Source organism: Lysinibacillus louembei, from assembly GCF_033880585.1.
GTDB classification, from domain to species: domain Bacteria; phylum Bacillota; class Bacilli; order Bacillales_A; family Planococcaceae; genus Metasolibacillus; species Metasolibacillus louembei.
This window is the reverse complement of the sequence record NZ_CP137624.1, coordinates 3,811,744-3,830,587: the sequence shown is the minus strand read 5'-3', so window position 1 is coordinate 3,830,587 and position 18,844 is coordinate 3,811,744. Positions and strand designations below refer to the sequence as shown.

Sequence of the window (18,844 nt, the reverse complement as noted above, 5' to 3'; positions counted from 1 at the left end):
TGGTTGCGTTCTTATTTTTGAAAATGTATACTGGTATTAGTACCAAGTTCTAATACTAAAAAGCAGGTGACAAGTGACGATGAAAAGAACGAAAAAAGAACGCCAACAATTACTAATAGAGACAATCGCAGATAACCCATTCGTCACAGATGACCAGTTAGCTGCTAAATTTAGTGTTAGTGTACAAACAATCCGCTTAGATCGCATGGAGCTGGCGATTCCAGAGCTGCGTGAGCGCATTAAAGATGTCGCAGCAAAAAACTATGAAAACGAAGTGAAATCTTTACCTTTAGACGAAGTAATTGGTGAAATTATAGATATTGAATTAGATAAGCGTGCTCTTTCCATTTTTGATGTTAGGGAGGAGCATGTCTTTCAGCGTAATGGGATTGCGCGTGGACATCATTTGTTTGCACAGGCAAACTCATTAGCTGTTGCAGTTATTAATGATGAACTGGCTTTGACGGTTAAGTCGAGCGTTGTGTTTGTTAAACCTGTAAAAGCAGGTGATCGCGTTGTTACAAAGGCAACAGTTCGTGCTGAGGATAAAATAAAAAATCGTACATATGTTGATGTGCAATCAACAGTAGATAATGAGATAGTATTTATAGGTGAATTTGAAATGTACCGTACGAAAGGTGTAGGTGAAGCAACATGAGATTAGCAGTAGATGGTATGGGTGGCGACCACGCACCGCAATCGATTATTGAAGGGGTATTATTAGCTTTAGATGATTTCCCGACAATTGAAATTCAATTATACGGTCAGCAGGAAAAAATGGCTCCCTATTTAAAGGAGCATCCGCGTTTGACAGTGATTGATTGCTCAGAAGTGGTAGGTGGAGACGATGATCCAGCACGCGCTGTACGTCGTAAAAAGGACTCTTCCATGGCAAAGATTTTAGATGCTGTTGTGGCAAATGAGGCAGATGCTTGTTTATCAGCAGGCAATACAGGTGCTTTAATGGCTGGCGGTTTATACAAGGTAGGACGCATTGAAGGTGTTGCTCGACCAGCTTTAGCAACAACATTGCCAACAGTTGATGGACAAGGCTTTTTAATGCTTGATTTAGGAGCGAATGCGGAGGCAAAGCCAGAGCATTTACAGCAATATGCCATTATGGGTGATATTTATGTCAAAAAAGTACGTGCACAAAAAGCACCACGCGTTGGGCTACTAAATATCGGAACGGAAGATAATAAAGGCAATGAATTAACAAAAGCCGCATTTACTCTATTAAAAGAAACAGAGCTTCGCTTTGAAGGCAATGTTGAGGCACGAGAGCTATTAAATGGTGTCGCTGACGTTGTTGTAACGGATGGCTTTACAGGCAATATGGTATTAAAATCATTAGAAGGCACGGCGGGTACAATTTTTTCGATGCTAAAAGGTGCATTAATGGCAACGACAAAATCAAAATTTGCGGCAATGCTTGTGAAAAATGATTTAAAATCGTTAAAAGATAAAATGGATTATACGGAATATGGTGGTGCAGCGCTTTTCGGCTTGCAGGCACCTGTTATTAAAGCACATGGTTCATCGAATGCAAAGGCGATTTATAGCGCCATTAAACAAGCGCATATGATGGTAGAGCATGATGTTTGTGCAACGATTAAAGAAGCAATTGCAAAACAGCAACAAGTAAAGGAGAACGACTAATGACGAAAATCGCTTTTATTTTTCCTGGACAAGGCTCACAGCAAGTAGGGATGGGCGCACAATTTGTCGAAACAACAACAGCAAGCAAAGCCTTGTATGAACGTGCAGACGAAGTGTTAGGCTTTTCTCTATCAAATTTAATGTTAAGCGGCCCGCAAGAGGAGCTAACATTAACATATCATGCACAGCCTGCATTACTGACAACAGGTGTAATGGTTGCTAATAAAATTATCGAGGCAGGAATTCGCCCAGATTTTACAGCAGGCCACTCATTAGGTGAATATAGTGCATTTGTTGCCTCTGGTGTGTTAACATTTGACGAGGCGGTAGCGACAGTGCATAAGCGCGGCCTTTATATGGACGAGGCAGTACCAGCAGGGCAAGGAGCAATGGCAGCGATTTTAGGATTAGATGCAAAGCCTTTAAAAGCAATTTGTGATACGGTTTCGGCAGAAGGTGACGCCGTACAACTAGCGAATTTAAACTGTCCAGGGCAAATCGTCATTTCTGGTACAAAAGAGGGCGTTGAAAAAGCATGTGTAGCAGCGAAGGAAGCAGGCGCAAAACGTGCGATTCCATTAGTTGTAAGCGGACCTTTCCATTCAAGCCTAATGCAACCAGCAGCAGATAAATTAGCAGAAACTGTTGAACAATTAAATGTGCAGCCACCAACAATTCCTGTTGTCAGCAATGTTACTTCTACACTACTGACAGATGCGGCAGCAATTCGTCGTGAAATGGTTGAGCAAGTCGTGAGCCCTGTTCTATGGGAGCAAAATGTGCGTACACTATTAGAGCAAGGTGTTACTTTTTTTGTGGAATGTGGACCAGGTAAAGTCTTATCAGGCTTAGTGAAAAAAATCGACCGCACAGCACAAGTGTATTGTGTCTATGATGAAGAATCATTACAAGCATTAGTAGATGCTGCGAAGGAGTGGGCATAATGACATTACAAAATAAAACGGCTGTTGTAACAGGTGCATCACGTGGTATTGGTCAAGCTATTGCATTAGAGCTTGCTAAACAGGGCGCAAAAGTAGTTGTGAATTATAGCGGCAGTGAGGCGCGTGCACAGCAAGTTGTAGAGCAAATTCAAGCAGCTGGTGGCGAAGCAATTGCAGTACAGGCAAACGTAGCAGATGCAGAATCTGTTGCACAATTAATGAATAAAGCGTTGGAAACATTCGGCTCAATTGATATATTAGTAAATAATGCAGGTATTACGCGTGATAATTTATTAATGCGCATGAAGGAAGACGAATGGGATGATGTGATGAACACAAACTTAAAGGGCGTCTTTTTATGCACGAAGGCTGTGACACGTCAAATGATGAAGCAACGCAGTGGACGCATTATTAATATTTCATCTATCGTAGGGGTATCTGGTAACGCAGGACAAGCAAACTATGTTGCAGCAAAAGCTGGTGTCATTGGCTTGACGAAAACGACAGCGAAGGAGCTAGCAAGTCGCAATATTTTAGTGAATGCTATTGCACCAGGCTTTATTACAACAGATATGACGGATGAGCTATCTGAGGAATTAAAACAGGCGATGCTTGCACAAATTCCTTTAGCGAAGCTTGGGCAGCCTGAGGATATTGCGAAAACGGTTGTATTTTTCGCTTCAGATGCAGCAAATTATATTACAGGACAAACGCTACATGTAGATGGCGGTATGGTCATGTAAGACTTATTTTACACTTTACTTTGAGGGGAGGTGACCAATGTGTCTACAGTTTTAGAGCGTGTAACAAAAGTAGTAGTTGATCGTTTAGGTGTTGAAGAGAGCGAAGTAAAATTAGAAGCCTCTTTCCGTGATGATTTAGGTGCTGACTCATTAGACGTAGTTGAGCTTGTTATGGAATTAGAAGATGAGTTCGATATGGAAATTTCTGATGAAGATGCGGAGAAAATCGGAACAGTTGGTGATGCGATCAGCTATATTGAAAGCAAAGTTAACTAACGAATACGGAGATATGTTTGTCATAGGCAAACATATCTCTTTTTCTTTTCGTAAAGAAAGGAAAATAATTATAGCCCCCCTTTGAAAAAACAGCTATTCCATTGTACACTTAAGAGTAGAAACTACTAGGAAGGCAGATTATGAATGACGATAAGAAAAAAAGGAAGCCAGCATAAAGCAGGCACATTTTCAGAGAAAATAAAAAATCAATTCCAAGTTTTACAGCAAGAGCTCAACATTTCATTTCAAAATACCGCATTATTGTACCAAGCATTTACCCATTCATCCTATGTGAATGAACATCGACGCAAGCTATACACGGACAACGAACGCTTAGAATTTTTAGGAGATGCTGTATTAGAGCTTTCCGTCTCAAAATATTTATTTGAAAAATATCCACAAATGAGCGAGGGGGAGCTGACAAAGCTACGTGCCTCTATCGTATGTGAACCTTCTCTTGTTGTTTTTGCCAACGAGCTACAATTCGGGCAGTTCGTCTTATTGGGCAAAGGAGAGGAGCTAACGGGAGGTCGTGAGCGCCCTGCACTTTTAGCAGATGTTTTTGAATCATTTGTAGGTGCACTTTATTTAGATCAAGGTTTAGACAATGTTGTCACATTTTTAGAGCGTGTCGTATTTCCGAAAATAGAAGTCGGTGCTTTTTCGCATGTGATGGATTTTAAAAGCCAGCTTCAAGAAATGGTTCAGCAAACAAATAATGGACCACTTCATTATGAAATTATAGATGAAAAAGGACCAGCCCATAACCGTACTTTCGTTTCTCGAGTGCTATTGAATGATCAGGAACTAGGAATTGGCTGTGGAAAGTCGAAAAAAGAGGCGGAGCAGCAAGCAGCTCAAAGTGCAATGAATGCGTTTAAGCAGCTAGAGCAGGAGGAGGCATAACGTGTTTCTGAAGCGACTAGAAGTAATCGGTTTTAAATCTTTTGCTGAGCGTATAGGCATTGATTTTGTACCAGGTGTTACAGCAGTTGTCGGTCCAAACGGAAGCGGAAAAAGCAATGTTATAGATTCAATTCGCTGGGTATTAGGAGAGCAATCTGCTAAGTCTTTACGTGGTGCAAAAATGGAAGATGTCATTTTTTCAGGAAGCGACTCAAGAAAGCCATTAAATTTTGCCGAAGTAACATTAATTTTAGATAATCAAGATGAACGAATTGCCATCCCCTACACAGAAATTAGTGTAACGAGACGTGTGTATCGTTCAGGTGAGAGTGAGTATTTGCTAAATAAACAGCAATGTCGCCTGAAGGATATTACGGACTTGTTTATGGATTCAGGTTTAGGAAAAGAAGCATTTTCCATTATTTCGCAAGGACGAGTGGATGAAATTTTAAATAGTCGTCCCGAAGACCGTCGCCTTATTTTTGAAGAAGCAGCAGGTGTGTTGAAGTACAAGCAACGCAAAAAGAAGGCAGAATATAAGCTTGTTGAAACAGATGAAAATTTGCATCGCGTGTTAGATATTTTACATGAATTAAATAGCCGTTTAGAGCCGTTGCAAATACAAGCCTCAGCAGCGAAAGACTATTTGCGTATGACAGCTGAATTAAAGGATGCAGATATTGCATTAATTGCGCATGACTTAACAGCAAGCTACGCTTCATTGCAAGCAACGAATATAGAATATGAGAAGTTATCACAAACGGAGCAGCAGCATGCAGGTGAAATTGCTGAAAAAGAAAAACTGCTACGGGATATTCGTGCACAATTAAAGCAAATTGATGAAACGCTAGATCAATCACAAGAAAAATTAATTGAAGCGAGTACAGAAGTTGAACGCTGGGAAGGGCGTAAAGCGCTTGTCAATGAAAAGCGCCAAAATGCGGAGAAGCATTTGCAGCAATTGCAATTTGCTTTAACAGAGGCGACAGAAGAGCAACAACAGCTTGCGCAACAGCAAGAGAAAAATAAAGAGCAATTTACATTAAAGCAGCAGCAAGTACAGCAGCTAAAGCAAATGATTAAACAGCTAGAGCAATCATTGACAAAATCGGTAGCCGAAATTGAAGCAGATATCGAGCAAGCCAAAAACCATTATATTGATTTATTGAATGAAGAGGCGACTGTCAAAAATGAATTAAAGCATCTTGATCAGCAGCTAACACAGCATCAGGAAACTGCTTTACGCATGACAGGTCGCTCTGCAGAAGCAGAAAAAGAGCTTCAGCAAATACAGGCATTAAAAAGAAGTGAAGTTGGACAATTAACACAGTTAAATACAACATATCATGAACAAGCTAGACAGCTTGAAGCATTGCAAGCTCAAATTCATACAACGACGACACAGCTAGACGAAAAGCAATCCTTACTTTATAAAGCATATCAGCATCAGCAGCAATTAAAATCTCGCAAGGAAACATTAGCTGAGCTTGAAGCTGATTTTTCAGGCTTTTTCCAAGGTGTTAAAGAAATTTTATTAGCACGTGAGCGCAGCCAATTAACAGGAATTGTTGGCGCTGTTGCGGAATTAGTACAGATTGAAGGGCAGTATACGGCTGCAATTGAAACGGCTTTAGGGGCAGCATCACAGCATATTGTGACGGAAAATGAGCAGGATGCACAGCAAGCAATTGGCTGGCTTAAGCAACGTAGAGCAGGACGTGCGACATTTTTACCTAAAACAGTGATGAAGTCACGCAAAATATATGCTCAGCAGCTACCACAAGCAGTGGAGCATCCCGCTTTTATTGCGTTTGCGGATGAATTAGTACAGTTTGAGCATTCCAATCAAATCATTATCCAAAATTTGTTGGGTAACGTTATTGTAGCGAAGCATTTGCAAGGCGCTAGTCAAATTGCACGGCTATGCAATTATAAATATCGTGTTGTGACATTAGATGGTGATATTGTCAACGCAGGAGGCTCTTTAACAGGTGGTGCAATGAAACAGCAATCATCTGTATTTTCTCGGAAGCTAGAGCTTGATACACTTATTGAAAAATTGGCAGAGCTTGATAAAAATATTGTAGTAGCTGAACAAAATGTGACAAAGCTCAAAGCACAAGCTACAACATTAAATGAGCAGGCGATAAGCTTGAAGCTTGCACAAGACACTTTGCAAAGCATACTACAGGAGCATAAAACGAAAATTGTTGAACTTGAAGTGCAAGAGAAAAATTTACAGCAAACCGTTGCATTATCTACTTCAGAGCATAGCTCAGCTGCTTCTCGCAAAGACCAGCTGATAACTCAGCAGAAGCAAGCACAGGAGCGCCTAAAGCAAATTACAACTGAGCTTACGGTGATTAATGAGCAAGTAGAACAGTTAACAGAGGCGAAAGTTTATAGTGATACACAAAAGGATGCTTTACGTGAACAATCTGCTGAAAAGCGTTCACAGTTAGCTGTAGCGAGTGAACAGCTTACACAGCTACAAGCAACTGCTGCGGATATTACATTAAAACGCTCAAAATTGCAGCAACAGTGTGAAAATATTTCCCAAGAAATAAATTGGCTGCAATCTGAAGAGGGTTCAGGTCCAACTGTAGAGGAAATTGAAAAAGCATTAGTTGATTGGACAATGCAAAAGCAAAATGTGACAAATGCTATTCAGGTGGAGCGAGAGACAAGGGCCACATATCAACAACAATCAACGACACTGGAGCAAAATATACAAGAATTATCACGTATTCATAAAAGCTTTGTGGACGCATTGCGTACATTAGAGTTGAAACGTAATCGCACACAATATGAGCTAGAAGCTTTAGAGCAGCAATTAGAGGAACAATACGAGCTAAGCTATACAGAGGCGACAGAAATAGCGATAGCAATTGATGATATTGAACAGTTACGTCGAACAGTTCGCTTATTAAAGCTGTCTATTGAAGAGCTTGGACCAGTCAATATAACAGCAATTGAAGAATATGAACGTGTACAGGAGCGTCATTCATTTTTAACAGAGCAGCGCAATGATTTAGTGGAGGCACAGGAAACATTGCAGGAAGCGATTAAGGAAATGGATGAAGAAATGAAGACGCGTTTTGCAAGCTCATTTGCAGCGATTCGTGCACAATTTAAAATTGTTTTCCGTGAGCTATTTGGCGGAGGGCAAGCTGATTTAATATTATTTGACGAAAACAATTTACTTGAAACAGGTATTGACATTGTTGCACAGCCACCAGGAAAAAAACTGCAAACTTTAAGCCTGTTATCTGGCGGAGAACGTGCATTAACAGCGATTGCACTACTATTTGCTATTTTAAAAACACGTCCAGTACCGTTTTGTATTTTAGATGAAGTAGAAGCAGCGCTTGATGAATCGAATGTAATGCGCTATAGTCAATATTTAAAAAAATTCAGTGAGCAAACGCAATTCATTGTCATCACACATCGTAAAGGTACGATGGAAGGGGCAGATGTATTGTATGGTATTACGATGCAAGAATCTGGTGTTTCTAAGCTTGTGTCGGTGAAACTGGAAGAAGTTGAATTAGTAGGTCAAAGGAGCGAGGCGTAATTATGAGTTTTTTTAAACGATTAAAAGAAAAATTAATGGGCAATACAGAAGAAGAGCAACAGCAATTAGAGCAACAAGCGGAGGAGCAGGCTGACCTTGAAATAGTAGATGAAGAGCAGCAGCCTGAGGTATTGGAGGAAACTGCCATTCAACAGGAGCAACCTGTTGCAATGGATGTAGTAGAGCCTATTATTGAAGAACAGCAAGAGGAAGTCATTGAGCAATCACAAGAAGTAGCGATTGTAGAAGAATTACCTGCTGAAGAGCAAAAGCCATCAGCTTGGTCGATTACTCAAAAATTTAAAGCGGGTCTTGAAAAAACGCGCAAATCATTTACTTCTAAAGTAAATGATTTAGTTGCACGCTACCGCAAAGTTGATGAAGATTTCTTTGAGGAATTAGAGGATGTGCTGTTGCAGGCGGATGTTGGCTTTGAAACGGTAATGGAACTGATGGATAAGCTACGCTTTGAGGTACAGCGCAAAAATATTAAAGATACAGATGGCATTCAAGCAATTATTTCAGAAAAGCTTGTTGAAATTTATGAAGCAGGCGAAGAAAATTTAACAACAATTAATATTCAACCAAAAGGTGAGCTAACAGTTATTTTATTTGTCGGTGTAAACGGCGTTGGGAAAACAACAACAATTGGAAAGCTTGCACATCGCCTAAAATCAGAAGGCAAAACAGTTGTGCTAGCAGCAGGTGATACATTCCGTGCGGGTGCAATTGACCAACTACAAGTATGGGGCGATCGCGTTGGCTGTGAAGTGATTAAACAGGCAGAGGGCTCAGACCCAGCAGCAGTGATGTATGATGCAATTCGCGCAGCGAAAAACCGCAATGCGGATGTATTAATTTGTGATACAGCAGGCCGTCTACAAAACAAAGTGAACTTAATGAATGAATTAGAGAAAGTACATCGTGTGATTTCACGTGAAATTCCTGATGCACCACATGAAGTGTTACTAGCACTTGATGCTACAACAGGTCAAAACGCACTTGTTCAGGCGCAAATGTTTAAAGAAGCAACAAATGTGACAGGTATCGTTTTAACGAAGCTAGACGGTACAGCGAAGGGTGGTATCGTTCTAGCTATCCGTAACAAGCTACATATCCCTGTGAAGCTTGTCGGCTTAGGAGAGAAAATGGATGACCTGCAGCCATTCGATGCAGAGCGCTATGTTTATGGACTATTTGCAGAAGGCTTAGAAAAAGAATTAGAACGAGTGGAAGATTAAGAGGTTGTCGGGCAAAGCTTTGCCCGACAATTTTTGTGATTATTTATAAGAAAAAAATTAAATTTGCTAGTTCAAAAGTAATGATTTGCCCAACTAATCGCTAAATTCGCCCATTAAATATTAAATTTGTCCAACTCAAATAAAAGTAGCGATAGATTGGCTGATATAAAGGGATTTCCCTTGACGGACTATAGGAAACGTCATATGATACAAGAGAGAAATTATGAATGGAGAGAGTAAAATGCTATTGGAAAAAACGACACGCATGAATTTTCTCTTCGACTTTTATCAAGCATTATTAACGGATAAACAGCGCAGCTATATGGAGCTATATTATTTAGACGACCATTCATTAGGAGAAATTGCAGAATCCTATGAAGTATCACGTCAAGCGGTTTACGATAATATACGTCGCACAGAAGCGATGCTTGAAGAATATGAGGATAAGTTACAGTTGTTGGAGAAGTTCCAACAACGTCAACGAGTGCTTGAGCAGCTAACAGCAGCGCTACAGCAAGGTGCAGCGCTGGAAGAGCAATTAGCACTTATTGAGCAACTGAAAGAAGTAGAGTAGGGGGCAACAGCGAATGGCATTTGAAGGATTAGCAGAACGGCTCCAAGGAACGATTCAAAAGATTACAGGTAAAGGGAAAGTAACGGAGCAAGACGTAAAAGAAATGATGCGCGAAGTCCGTATGGCATTAATTGAGGCGGACGTTAACTTAAAAGTTGTAAAAGAATTTGTGAAAAAAGTCAGCGAGCGCGCAGTTGGCTCAGAAGTAATGAAAAGCTTAACACCAGGTCAGCAAGTTATTAAAATCGTACAAGATGAATTAACAGAGTTAATGGGCGGAGAGCAAAGCCCGATTAAATTTAATTCAAGACCGCCAACTGTTATTATGATGGTCGGCTTGCAAGGTGCTGGTAAAACGACAACGACAGGGAAGCTCGCCAACGTTTTACGCAAAAAATACAACCGTAAGCCTTTGTTGGTGGCGGCTGACGTTTATCGTCCAGCAGCGGTACAACAGCTTGAAACATTAGGAAAGCAACTGGCATTACCTGTCTTTTCTTTAGGTACAGATATTTCCCCTGTGGAAATTGCGCGTCAAGCATTAGCGCATGCTAAAGAAGAGCACTTGGATGTTGTGATCATCGATACAGCAGGTCGTCTACATATCGATGAAGCCTTGATGCAGGAATTAAAGGATATTCGCGCATTAAAAGAGCCAGATGAAGTCTTTTTAGTTGTGGATGCCATGACAGGGCAAGATGCGGTCAATGTTGCAGAAAGCTTTAATGAGGCTGTTGGTATTACTGGCGTTGTTTTAACAAAGCTTGATGGTGACACGCGTGGTGGTGCGGCATTGTCAATTCGTGCTGTCACACAAAAGCCAATCAAATTTGTAGGTATGGGTGAAAAGATGGATGCATTAGAGTCATTCCATCCAGAGCGTATGGCAAGCCGTATTTTAGGCATGGGTGATGTGTTATCATTAATTGAAAAAGCACAGGCAAATGTTGATATGGAAAAGGCGAAGGAGCTTGAAGAGAAATTTTTAACGCAAAGCTTTACATTTGATGATTTCATTGAGCAAATTCAAGCATTGAAAAAAATGGGGCCGCTTGATGAATTATTGAAAATGATTCCTGGTATGAACAAAATGAAGGGCATGGATAATGTAAAGGTCGATGAGAAGCAAATGGGACGCATTGAGGCAATTATTTACTCGATGACACCAGCTGAAAAAACCAACCCTGAAATTATTAATTCAAGCCGTAAAAAGCGTATTGCACAAGGGTCAGGGACGTCTATTCAAGAAGTCAATCGCTTGTTAAAGCAATTTGAAGATATGAAAAAAATGATGAAGCAAATGACTGGTATGAGCTCTGGAAAAGGCAAGAAAAAGATGAAATTACCTGGCTTAGACTCATTATTTAAATAAAATTTTTAGGTGTTAAGAAAAAACACTTTACAAACAACACAATCATTGATAATATACTATCTTGTGTGAAACTTATTCGGAGGTGCTTTGAAAATGGCAGTTAAAATTCGCTTAAAACGTATGGGAGCTAAAAAATCTCCTTTCTATCGTATCGTAGTAGCTGACGCTCGTTCACCACGTGACGGCCGTCAAATTGAAACAGTAGGTACTTACAACCCACTTACAACACCAGCTACAGTAGCAATCGATGAAGAGAAAGCTCTTAAATGGTTAGCTGATGGCGCAAAACCATCTGATACTGTTCGTAACTTGTTCTCAGAACAAGGCATTATGGAGAAATTCCATAACCAAAAATTCAGTAAATAATCTGAGGTGACGTTATATGCAGCAACTGATTGAAACAATCGTTAAACCGTTAGTCGATTACCCAGAGGACGTTCGTATTGAGACGGACGAAAATGCAAATCGAATTGTTTATAAGCTTTTTGTTCATCCAGAGGATCGAGGAAAAGTCATAGGCAAGCAAGGTCGTGTCGCAAAGGCGATTCGAACAATTGTTTATTCAGCGGCGAGCAGTCATCGTCAGAAAAAGACTTACGTCGATATATTGGATGATTAAAAGACGGCTGTCAGAAAAGCAGGGTGCACCCTATCTTTTCCGACAGTCGTTTTTTCGTATTCAACAAGCTATTTTTTGTTATAATAAAGTGAACCTTCAATCAGTGGGGGTTTCCTCATCCCCACTGATTGGTAGTTTCACCAATCGGGTTTTTACAGGCTGTTGATCCCCCACTTAAACCTCTCCATTTTATCTGATGTTTTGAAGTGGGGGTCTTACAGCCTGTTAATACGGGATAAATGAAGATGATGATATAAGAGGTGTACAAAAATGGAATGGTTTAATGTAGGGCGTATCGTCAATACGCATGGGATTCGCGGTGAAGTTCGCGTCATTTCAACGACGGATTTTGAGGATGCGCGCTTTGCTATAGGTAGCAAGCTAGCAGCTTTCAAAAAAGATGATAAGCGCCCAATTTGGGTGACAGTCGAAAGTATGCGTCGCCATAAAAACTTTATTTTATTAACATTCGAAGGCATGCACAATATTAATTTAGTGGAACCGTTTAAAGAAGGATTACTAAAAGTGACGATGGATCAGCTAGCAGAAGATGAACTTGAAGAAAATGAATATTATTACTTTGAAATTAAAGATTGTGAAGTCTTTTCAGAAGAAGGCGAGCGCATTGGCGTTATTACAGATATTTTGCAAACAGGAGCTAATGATGTATGGGAAGTAAAGGGTGCTAAAAAAATGCATTATATTCCTTATATCGAGGACGTTGTCAAAGAAATTGATGTAGATAATAAAAAAATTACAATCCATATAATGGAAGGGTTATTATGATGAATATCCATGTGTTAAGCCTGTTTCCAGAAATGTTTGAGGGTGTGTTTAACGCGTCAATTTTGAAAAAGGCACAGGAAAAAGAGGCTGTTACATTAGCTGTATCGGATATTCGCAATTTTAGCGATAATCGTCATAAACAAGTAGACGACTATCCATATGGCGGTGGCGCAGGTATGGTATTGAAGCCAGAGCCGATGTTTCAGGCGGTTGAAAACATCACCGCAGGACGCAAGCCTCGCGTCATTTTAATGTGTCCTCAAGGTGAGCGCTTCACGCAAAAAAAGGCGGAGGAGCTAGCACAGGAAGAAGAGCTTGTATTTTTGTGTGGGCATTATGAAGGCTATGATGAACGCATACGTGAACATCTCGTAACGGATGAAATATCGATTGGTGATTTTGTGCTAACAGGTGGAGAGTTACCCGCAATGACGGTAATTGATGCCATTGTGCGTCTGTTGCCAGGTGTGTTAGGTAAAGAGGACTCTCACATACAGGACTCCTTTTCAACAGGCCTATTAGAGCATCCACACTACACGCGCCCAGCCGATTTTAGAGGAATGAAAGTGCCTGAAGTATTAACGTCAGGCAATCATGCAAAAATCGATGAATGGCGTGAGGAGCAGTCTTTAAAGCGCACATTGTTGCGCCGTCCTGATTTATTAGACGCTATGGAATTAACACCGAAGCAGCAAAAAGTACTCGAAAAATTAAAGAATGAAATGTAAAGTAAAAAAGCTTGCAACTCTATTTTATTTATGATAATATTCAATCTGTGCTTTTATGTAAGCACTGAATTACGGTGTTCCGCTGTGGCCTAAAATGAGCGTGCATGAGCATCTGTCCAAGGAGAGAAAACAATGTCAAACATTATTACAGAAATCACAAAAGAACAACTTCGTTCAGATTTACCTTCATTCCGTCCTGGTGACACAGTAAAGGTACACGTAAAAGTTGTTGAGGGTACACGTGAGCGTATCCAGTTATTCGAAGGTGTAGTTATTAAACGTCGTGGTGGCGGAATTAGCGAAACTTTCACAGTTCGTAAAATTTCTTACGGTGTAGGTGTTGAACGTACTTTCCCAGTACACACACCAAAAATCGCTAAATTAGAAGTTTCTCGTCGCGGTAAAGTACGTCGTGCGAAACTTTACTACCTACGTGAATTACGTGGTAAAAAAGCTCGTATTAAAGAACGTCGCTAATATTTATTTCAAGGAAGGGGCTTGTGATGACAAGCTCTTTTTCTTTGTCTTAAGAAGTAGGTTGTTCTTTTGCTTGTCGCTACAATTTCGTATACAATGGTAATGAAAGAACGAGGGGGATATTCGCTTGGAACAAACAAAAAAAGAAAAAAATGAGCTCTTTGAATGGGCGAAGGCGTTACTCATCGCATTTGCTGTTGCAGCTATCATTCGTTATTTTTTATTTACACCAATCGTTGTAGATGGAGATTCGATGATGCCAACCCTTGAAAATGGCGATCGCATGATTGTGAATAAGATAGGTTATAAAATCGGTAGCCCTGATCGTTTTGATATTGTTGTATTCCATGCACCAGAGCAAAAAGATTATATAAAACGCGTGATTGGATTGCCAGGTGATCATGTAGAATATAAGGATGATCAGCTCTATATTAACGGTGAACCAATTGATGAGCCTTACTTAGACCAATATAAAGCAGAAATTGTAGATGGTAATTTAACAGGTAATTTTAAACTACAAGACATTGTACAAACAGATGTAATTCCAGAAGGTTATGTTTTTGTCATGGGTGATAATCGTCGCTTTAGCAAAGATAGCCGTCATATCGGTCTTGTAGATCAAAAAGAAATTATCGGAAATACAAATCTTATCTTTTGGCCAGTAAGTGACATAAAGATAGTGAAATAATAGGCTAAGGGGGCGTCTAAAAAATCAAAGACGCCCCCTTTTAAATAGGAGGATTTGGTTGTGACAATTCAATGGTTTCCAGGGCATATGGCGAAGGCACGCCGAGAAGTGTCCGAAAATTTAAAGCTTGTAGATATCGTGTTTGAGCTAGTGGATGCAAGACTTCCGCTATCATCACGCAACCCGATGATTGACCAAGTCATTCATCAAAAACCAAGGCTGCTTATTTTAAATAAACAAGATATGGCAGATGAAGCTGAAACACGCAAATGGCTGCACTATTTTGAAGAGCAAGGGCAGAAAGCAGTAGCGATTAATTCACTTGAAGGCAAAGGTCTACAGGCTGTCACAAAGGCAGCACAAGCGATTTTAGCAGATAAATGGGCACGTATGAAGGCAAAAGGTATGAAACCCCGTGCTATTCGTGCAATGATTGTCGGCATTCCGAATGTAGGGAAATCAACATTAATTAATCGCTTAGCGAAAAAAAATATCGCAAAAACAGGTAATACACCAGGTGTTACGAAGGCACAGCAATGGATTAAAGTGGCAAAAGAATTAGAATTACTCGATACACCAGGCATTTTATGGCCGAAATTCGAGGACCAAGAAATTGGTTATAAGCTAGCTTTAACAGGTGCGATTAAAGATACAATTACGAATATGGAAGACTTAGCTGTATACGGCTTACGTTTCTTATCACTACACTACCCAGCACGAATGGAAGAGCGTTACAAATTAACTTTTGTCCATGATGACTTAGTGGAAACATTCAACCATATCGGTAAACTACGCCGTGTTTTCGGGCAAGGTGGAGAAATCGACTATGATCAAGTAGCGGAGCTTATCGTACGTGATATTCGCAGTCAGTATTTAGGGAAGCTGACATTTGATTTTGTAGCTGAAGAATTAGAAAAAGAAGCCTTAACAAAATAAAAAAATAAAGCTGTATGGACAATAGATTAACAAGCTATGTCTATACAGCTATTTATTTAAGCATGAACTATTGATACAGCTTCATTTTATCACTCTCTATCAATTAAGCTCTGACATCCACCAAATGCTTTCAGTAGAAGTGGGCATTTTCTGCCGAATTCTGATAAATGGAAATAAAAATGGCGCAAAACAAGCCGATATACGTAATAGAGATGAGGTTATATAAGATGCAAACGATAAAAGAAATTGCAGCAGCTTTGAAAGCTGCAACACAATATGAAGCTTGGATGGAGGAAATCCAGCAAGATGAGCGCACAGGTGTACAAAAGGCATGGCAGCAATTTTTAAAACGCATGGACAAAAAGCAAAGGCTACAGCAAGAGCATGAGGCTAAAATTGCTTTTGATGCACAGTTTGGTCAGCTAGTAGCAGGTGTTGATGAGGCAGGGCGCGGACCATTAGCGGGTCCTGTTGTGACGGCGGCTGTTATCTTACCTGAAAACTGTCAAGCATTGCTAGGCTTAAATGATTCAAAGCAATTGTCTAAGGAAGCGAGAGAGTATATGTGTACGCTTGTGAAGAAGCACGCACTTAGCTACAGCATTCATTTTCAAAGTGCAAAAATAATTGATGAACTTAATATATACGAGGCGACGAAGCAATCGATGGCGACCAGTGTGGAAACATTAAAAATCAAACCCAATTTTGTTATAGTAGATGCAATGACATTGCCGATTAAAATTCCACAGCAGTCTATCATAAAAGGCGATGCAAAAAGCTTAGCGATAGCAGCTGCCTCTATTTTAGCAAAAACAGCACGTGATCAATATATGGAGGAGCTTGCACAACAGTTCCCACAATATGGCTTTGAACAGCATGCAGGTTATGGAACGAAGCAGCATTTAGAGGCACTTTCAGCATATGGGCCTACGTTGCACCATCGAGCAAGCTTTGAGCCAATCAAATCTATGATGAAGGGGTGATTGCATGACATCTACATCATTTAATCCAATTGCAACGCAAGCTCAAGCGCAAGTTATGACAGCAAATCAGCCGCTTACATTAAAGCAAGGACAAATATTTCATGGCACAATTAAGCAGCTTTACCCAGATCAAATGGCAGAAATACAAGTTGGTAATAATAAATTAGTTGCAAAATTAGAGGTGCCGTTAAAGGTTGGGGATGCACATTTCTTTCAAGTGACGAATACGGCAGGGGCACAAGCTGAATTAAAGGTCGTCTCTAATCCAATGTCGGCAACCTTGACACCAGCACAGCAAATGACACAGCTTTTAGAAGCGATGAATTTGCCAAAAACAGCAGATATGCAACAGGTGTTAGGTCATTTTATGAAGCAGCAAATGCCCATTTCAAGAGAGCAGCTTATACAGGCGGAGCAATGGATGAAAAGCTTGCCTGAAGGGATTTCGAAGCAAGATGCTCTCCTCGCAATACAGCGCATGGTGGAATACAAAATGCCCTTTACCAATCAAGTATTTCAAGCGTTAGTACAAGGAGCAAAAACAGATGGTATGTCCACAGCCCTGCAAAATTTATTGCAGCAATTAGCAGCTACAGTAGGTGGCAATGAGCAATTAAAATCCTCTATTATAGGGCAGCTTCAATCGCTTGCTAAGCCGTTTGATGCAGAGCTTGGTGGAATGATGCTTGGTAAAGCAGTGCAGCTACTAAGTGATTCAGCATCGAATGTTAGTGAGCGGTTACAAGCATTGCAGTTGCTAAAGCAGGCAGGAGTAGTACCACAAAATGCAACATTAGCTAATTGGCAAGGGCAGCAAGCGCAAGGACAAGCACCCGCAAATAGCGCAGGACAGCTTATCGCACAAATACTGCAAGCTAGACCAGAGCAAAGTAGTGCTATTGTAGAGCAAGCGCGTGCCTTTATCGCAAATGATAATCTATTAACGACAACACAAAAGGAGCACTTACAGCAGCTTGTTGAACGCTTTTCACAGCTACCTCAAAGCAAGCAGACACTCACAGCATTTGGGCAGCAACTGCAAACGGAACTATTAAAAGCCTATGCCAATAACACAGCAACACAGCAATTTACAACGAATGAGCATGGCTTATCAGCAAAAGAACAAATTTTATCTATGCTAAAGCCTGAGCTGACGGCACATCAACAGGACACATTGCTGAAAAATATTGTACAAGAAGCTAAAAATATACCACAGCCTGCGATTCAATCACAACTAACACAGGCAGATGCACAGCTTCAATCGAGCATGGACAGCAAGGCAATGGAACAAGCAATGAAAACCGTATTAAAAGGATTAGGGATAAGCTATGAGGCCACGCTGCAAAATAAAGCAGTAGACATGCAGGCAGTTGCAGGACAGCTAAAGCCACAGTTATTAGCACTGATTCAAGATATGACAACACCACCTGCACTACGTGACGCTGCTGAAACGGTGATGGCACGTATGAATGGTATGCAGCTATTATCAGGAGAAAATGGACATCAGCATCAGCTCGTTATGCAAGTACCGTTAGAATTTTTCGGTAAAAAAATGGATGCCACTTTGCAGTGGAATGGTCGCATGAAAGAAGATGGCAAAATTGATGCCAACTATGCGCGAGTTCTTTTCTATTTGCATATGGAGTCTTTGCAAGAAACAGTTATCGATATGCAAGTGCAAAATCGTGTTGTTACAGTAACGCTTTTTAATGATAATGAAGGATTAGCACCATTAGCAGAGCCATTAAAAAAATCGTTGAAGGAAGGCTTGTTAAGCAAGGATTATCAATTATCAGCTGTCTTTATTAAGCAATTTGAAAGCTCAGCACAACAACAAAGCGACCGCCCTATATCAGAACAAGCAGAGGAGCATAGCGGGGTGGATATTCGCGTATGAGTGAAAAAAGATATGTCAGAAAAGAAGCGATTGCGCTTTCCTATAACCCTGGTGAAAATGCAGGTCCAAAAGTAGTTGCAAAAGGTAAAGGGAAAATCGCTGAAAATATTTTAGAACAGGCATCGCTCCATAATGTCCCGATTCATGAGGATTCGAATCTTGTCGAATTGTTAGGACAGCTTGATTTAAACGAAACAATACCAGAGCAGCTATATCAAGCAGTAGCAGAAGTATTCGCCTTTATTTATCATTTGGATCGTCAGCATAATGAATTAAAACGACGCGATTAGCGTCGTTTTGCTGTTTTATAACAAAAAACAACATTTTTCCGAGAATAATACAGTATAATTGATTGAAAATTCCGCATAAAAGACAATTATAGACATTGTCAGATTGTTTGTATAAAATAGATGATGGTAATTAAAATAATATCCAAATTGT

General features: G+C 40.3%; 20 protein-coding genes. All 20 read left to right on the top strand.

What is annotated here, in order from left to right:
• Positions 1-79 precede the first annotated feature (79 nt).
• Positions 80-658 (top strand): transcription factor FapR, encoded by a 579-nt coding sequence (gene fapR / locus R6U77_RS19165; protein WP_319836836.1) that lies wholly within the window; start codon positions 80-82, stop codon positions 656-658.
• The gene (gene plsX, locus R6U77_RS19160; protein ID WP_293921369.1) at positions 655-1,659 is read left to right on the top strand and encodes a phosphate acyltransferase PlsX; all 1,005 of its coding nucleotides are present in this window, start codon (positions 655-657) and stop codon (positions 1,657-1,659) included. Before fapR ends, plsX begins: the two co-directional genes overlap by 4 nt.
• Complete coding sequence (gene fabD, locus R6U77_RS19155) at positions 1,659-2,603, top strand: ACP S-malonyltransferase (RefSeq protein ID WP_319836835.1); 945 nt, start codon at positions 1,659-1,661, stop codon at positions 2,601-2,603. The genes plsX and fabD overlap by 1 nt, the downstream gene beginning before the upstream one ends.
• On the top strand, positions 2,603-3,346 hold the full coding sequence (gene fabG, locus R6U77_RS19150; RefSeq protein ID WP_319836834.1) for a 3-oxoacyl-[acyl-carrier-protein] reductase: 744 nt from the start codon (positions 2,603-2,605) through the stop codon (positions 3,344-3,346). Before fabD ends, fabG begins: the two co-directional genes overlap by 1 nt.
• A 39-nt stretch (positions 3,347-3,385) precedes the next feature.
• Positions 3,386-3,622 carry an acyl carrier protein gene (gene acpP / locus R6U77_RS19145; RefSeq protein WP_107837916.1) on the top strand — a complete coding sequence of 79 codons (237 nt, stop codon included), beginning with the start codon at positions 3,386-3,388 and terminating at the stop codon, positions 3,620-3,622.
• 144 nt (positions 3,623-3,766) lie between these two features.
• Positions 3,767-4,528, top strand: a complete 762-nt coding sequence (rnc, locus tag R6U77_RS19140) for a ribonuclease III (protein WP_319836833.1) — start codon at positions 3,767-3,769, stop codon at positions 4,526-4,528.
• Between the two features lies 1 nt (position 4,529).
• The gene (gene smc / locus R6U77_RS19135; RefSeq protein WP_319836832.1) at positions 4,530-8,102 is read left to right on the top strand and encodes a chromosome segregation protein SMC; all 3,573 of its coding nucleotides are present in this window, start codon (positions 4,530-4,532) and stop codon (positions 8,100-8,102) included.
• Between the two features lie 2 nt (positions 8,103-8,104).
• Positions 8,105-9,343: a signal recognition particle-docking protein FtsY gene (gene ftsY, locus R6U77_RS19130; protein ID WP_319836831.1), complete on the top strand. Its 1,239-nt coding sequence runs from the start codon at positions 8,105-8,107 to the stop codon at positions 9,341-9,343.
• A 241-nt stretch (positions 9,344-9,584) separates the two neighbouring features.
• Positions 9,585-9,917: a putative DNA-binding protein gene (locus tag R6U77_RS19125; RefSeq protein WP_319836830.1), complete on the top strand. Its 333-nt coding sequence runs from the start codon at positions 9,585-9,587 to the stop codon at positions 9,915-9,917.
• A gap of 13 nt (positions 9,918-9,930) precedes the next feature.
• Entirely contained in the window at positions 9,931-11,289 is a 1,359-nt protein-coding gene (gene ffh, locus R6U77_RS19120; protein ID WP_293921360.1) for a signal recognition particle protein, read from the top strand.
• Between the two features lie 93 nt (positions 11,290-11,382).
• On the top strand, positions 11,383-11,655 hold the full coding sequence (rpsP, locus tag R6U77_RS19115; protein WP_042471867.1) for a 30S ribosomal protein S16: 273 nt from the start codon (positions 11,383-11,385) through the stop codon (positions 11,653-11,655).
• Between the two features lie 16 nt (positions 11,656-11,671).
• The gene (locus R6U77_RS19110) at positions 11,672-11,908 is read left to right on the top strand and encodes a KH domain-containing protein (RefSeq protein WP_293921359.1); all 237 of its coding nucleotides are present in this window, start codon (positions 11,672-11,674) and stop codon (positions 11,906-11,908) included.
• A gap of 270 nt (positions 11,909-12,178) precedes the next feature.
• On the top strand, positions 12,179-12,694 hold the full coding sequence (gene rimM / locus R6U77_RS19105; RefSeq protein ID WP_319836829.1) for a ribosome maturation factor RimM: 516 nt from the start codon (positions 12,179-12,181) through the stop codon (positions 12,692-12,694).
• Positions 12,694-13,422 (top strand): tRNA (guanosine(37)-N1)-methyltransferase TrmD, encoded by a 729-nt coding sequence (gene trmD, locus R6U77_RS19100; RefSeq protein WP_319838402.1) that lies wholly within the window; start codon positions 12,694-12,696, stop codon positions 13,420-13,422. The genes rimM and trmD overlap by 1 nt, the downstream gene beginning before the upstream one ends.
• 132 nt (positions 13,423-13,554) lie before the next feature.
• A complete protein-coding gene (gene rplS, locus R6U77_RS19095; protein ID WP_293921357.1) occupies positions 13,555-13,899 on the top strand; it encodes a 50S ribosomal protein L19 in 345 nt (114 codons plus the stop codon).
• A gap of 127 nt (positions 13,900-14,026) precedes the next feature.
• On the top strand, positions 14,027-14,587 hold the full coding sequence (lepB, locus tag R6U77_RS19090) for a signal peptidase I (protein WP_293921356.1): 561 nt from the start codon (positions 14,027-14,029) through the stop codon (positions 14,585-14,587).
• A gap of 60 nt (positions 14,588-14,647) precedes the next feature.
• Entirely contained in the window at positions 14,648-15,523 is an 876-nt protein-coding gene (gene ylqF / locus R6U77_RS19085; protein WP_319836828.1) for a ribosome biogenesis GTPase YlqF, read from the top strand.
• Positions 15,524-15,750: 227 nt separating this feature from the next.
• Entirely contained in the window at positions 15,751-16,506 is a 756-nt protein-coding gene (locus tag R6U77_RS19080; RefSeq protein WP_319836827.1) for a ribonuclease HII, read from the top strand.
• Between the two features lie 4 nt (positions 16,507-16,510).
• Positions 16,511-18,403 carry a hypothetical protein gene (locus tag R6U77_RS19075; protein WP_319836826.1) on the top strand — a complete coding sequence of 631 codons (1,893 nt, stop codon included), beginning with the start codon at positions 16,511-16,513 and terminating at the stop codon, positions 18,401-18,403.
• Entirely contained in the window at positions 18,400-18,693 is a 294-nt protein-coding gene (locus tag R6U77_RS19070) for an EscU/YscU/HrcU family type III secretion system export apparatus switch protein (RefSeq protein WP_319836825.1), read from the top strand. Before R6U77_RS19075 ends, R6U77_RS19070 begins: the two co-directional genes overlap by 4 nt.
• Positions 18,694-18,844 lie beyond the last annotated feature (151 nt).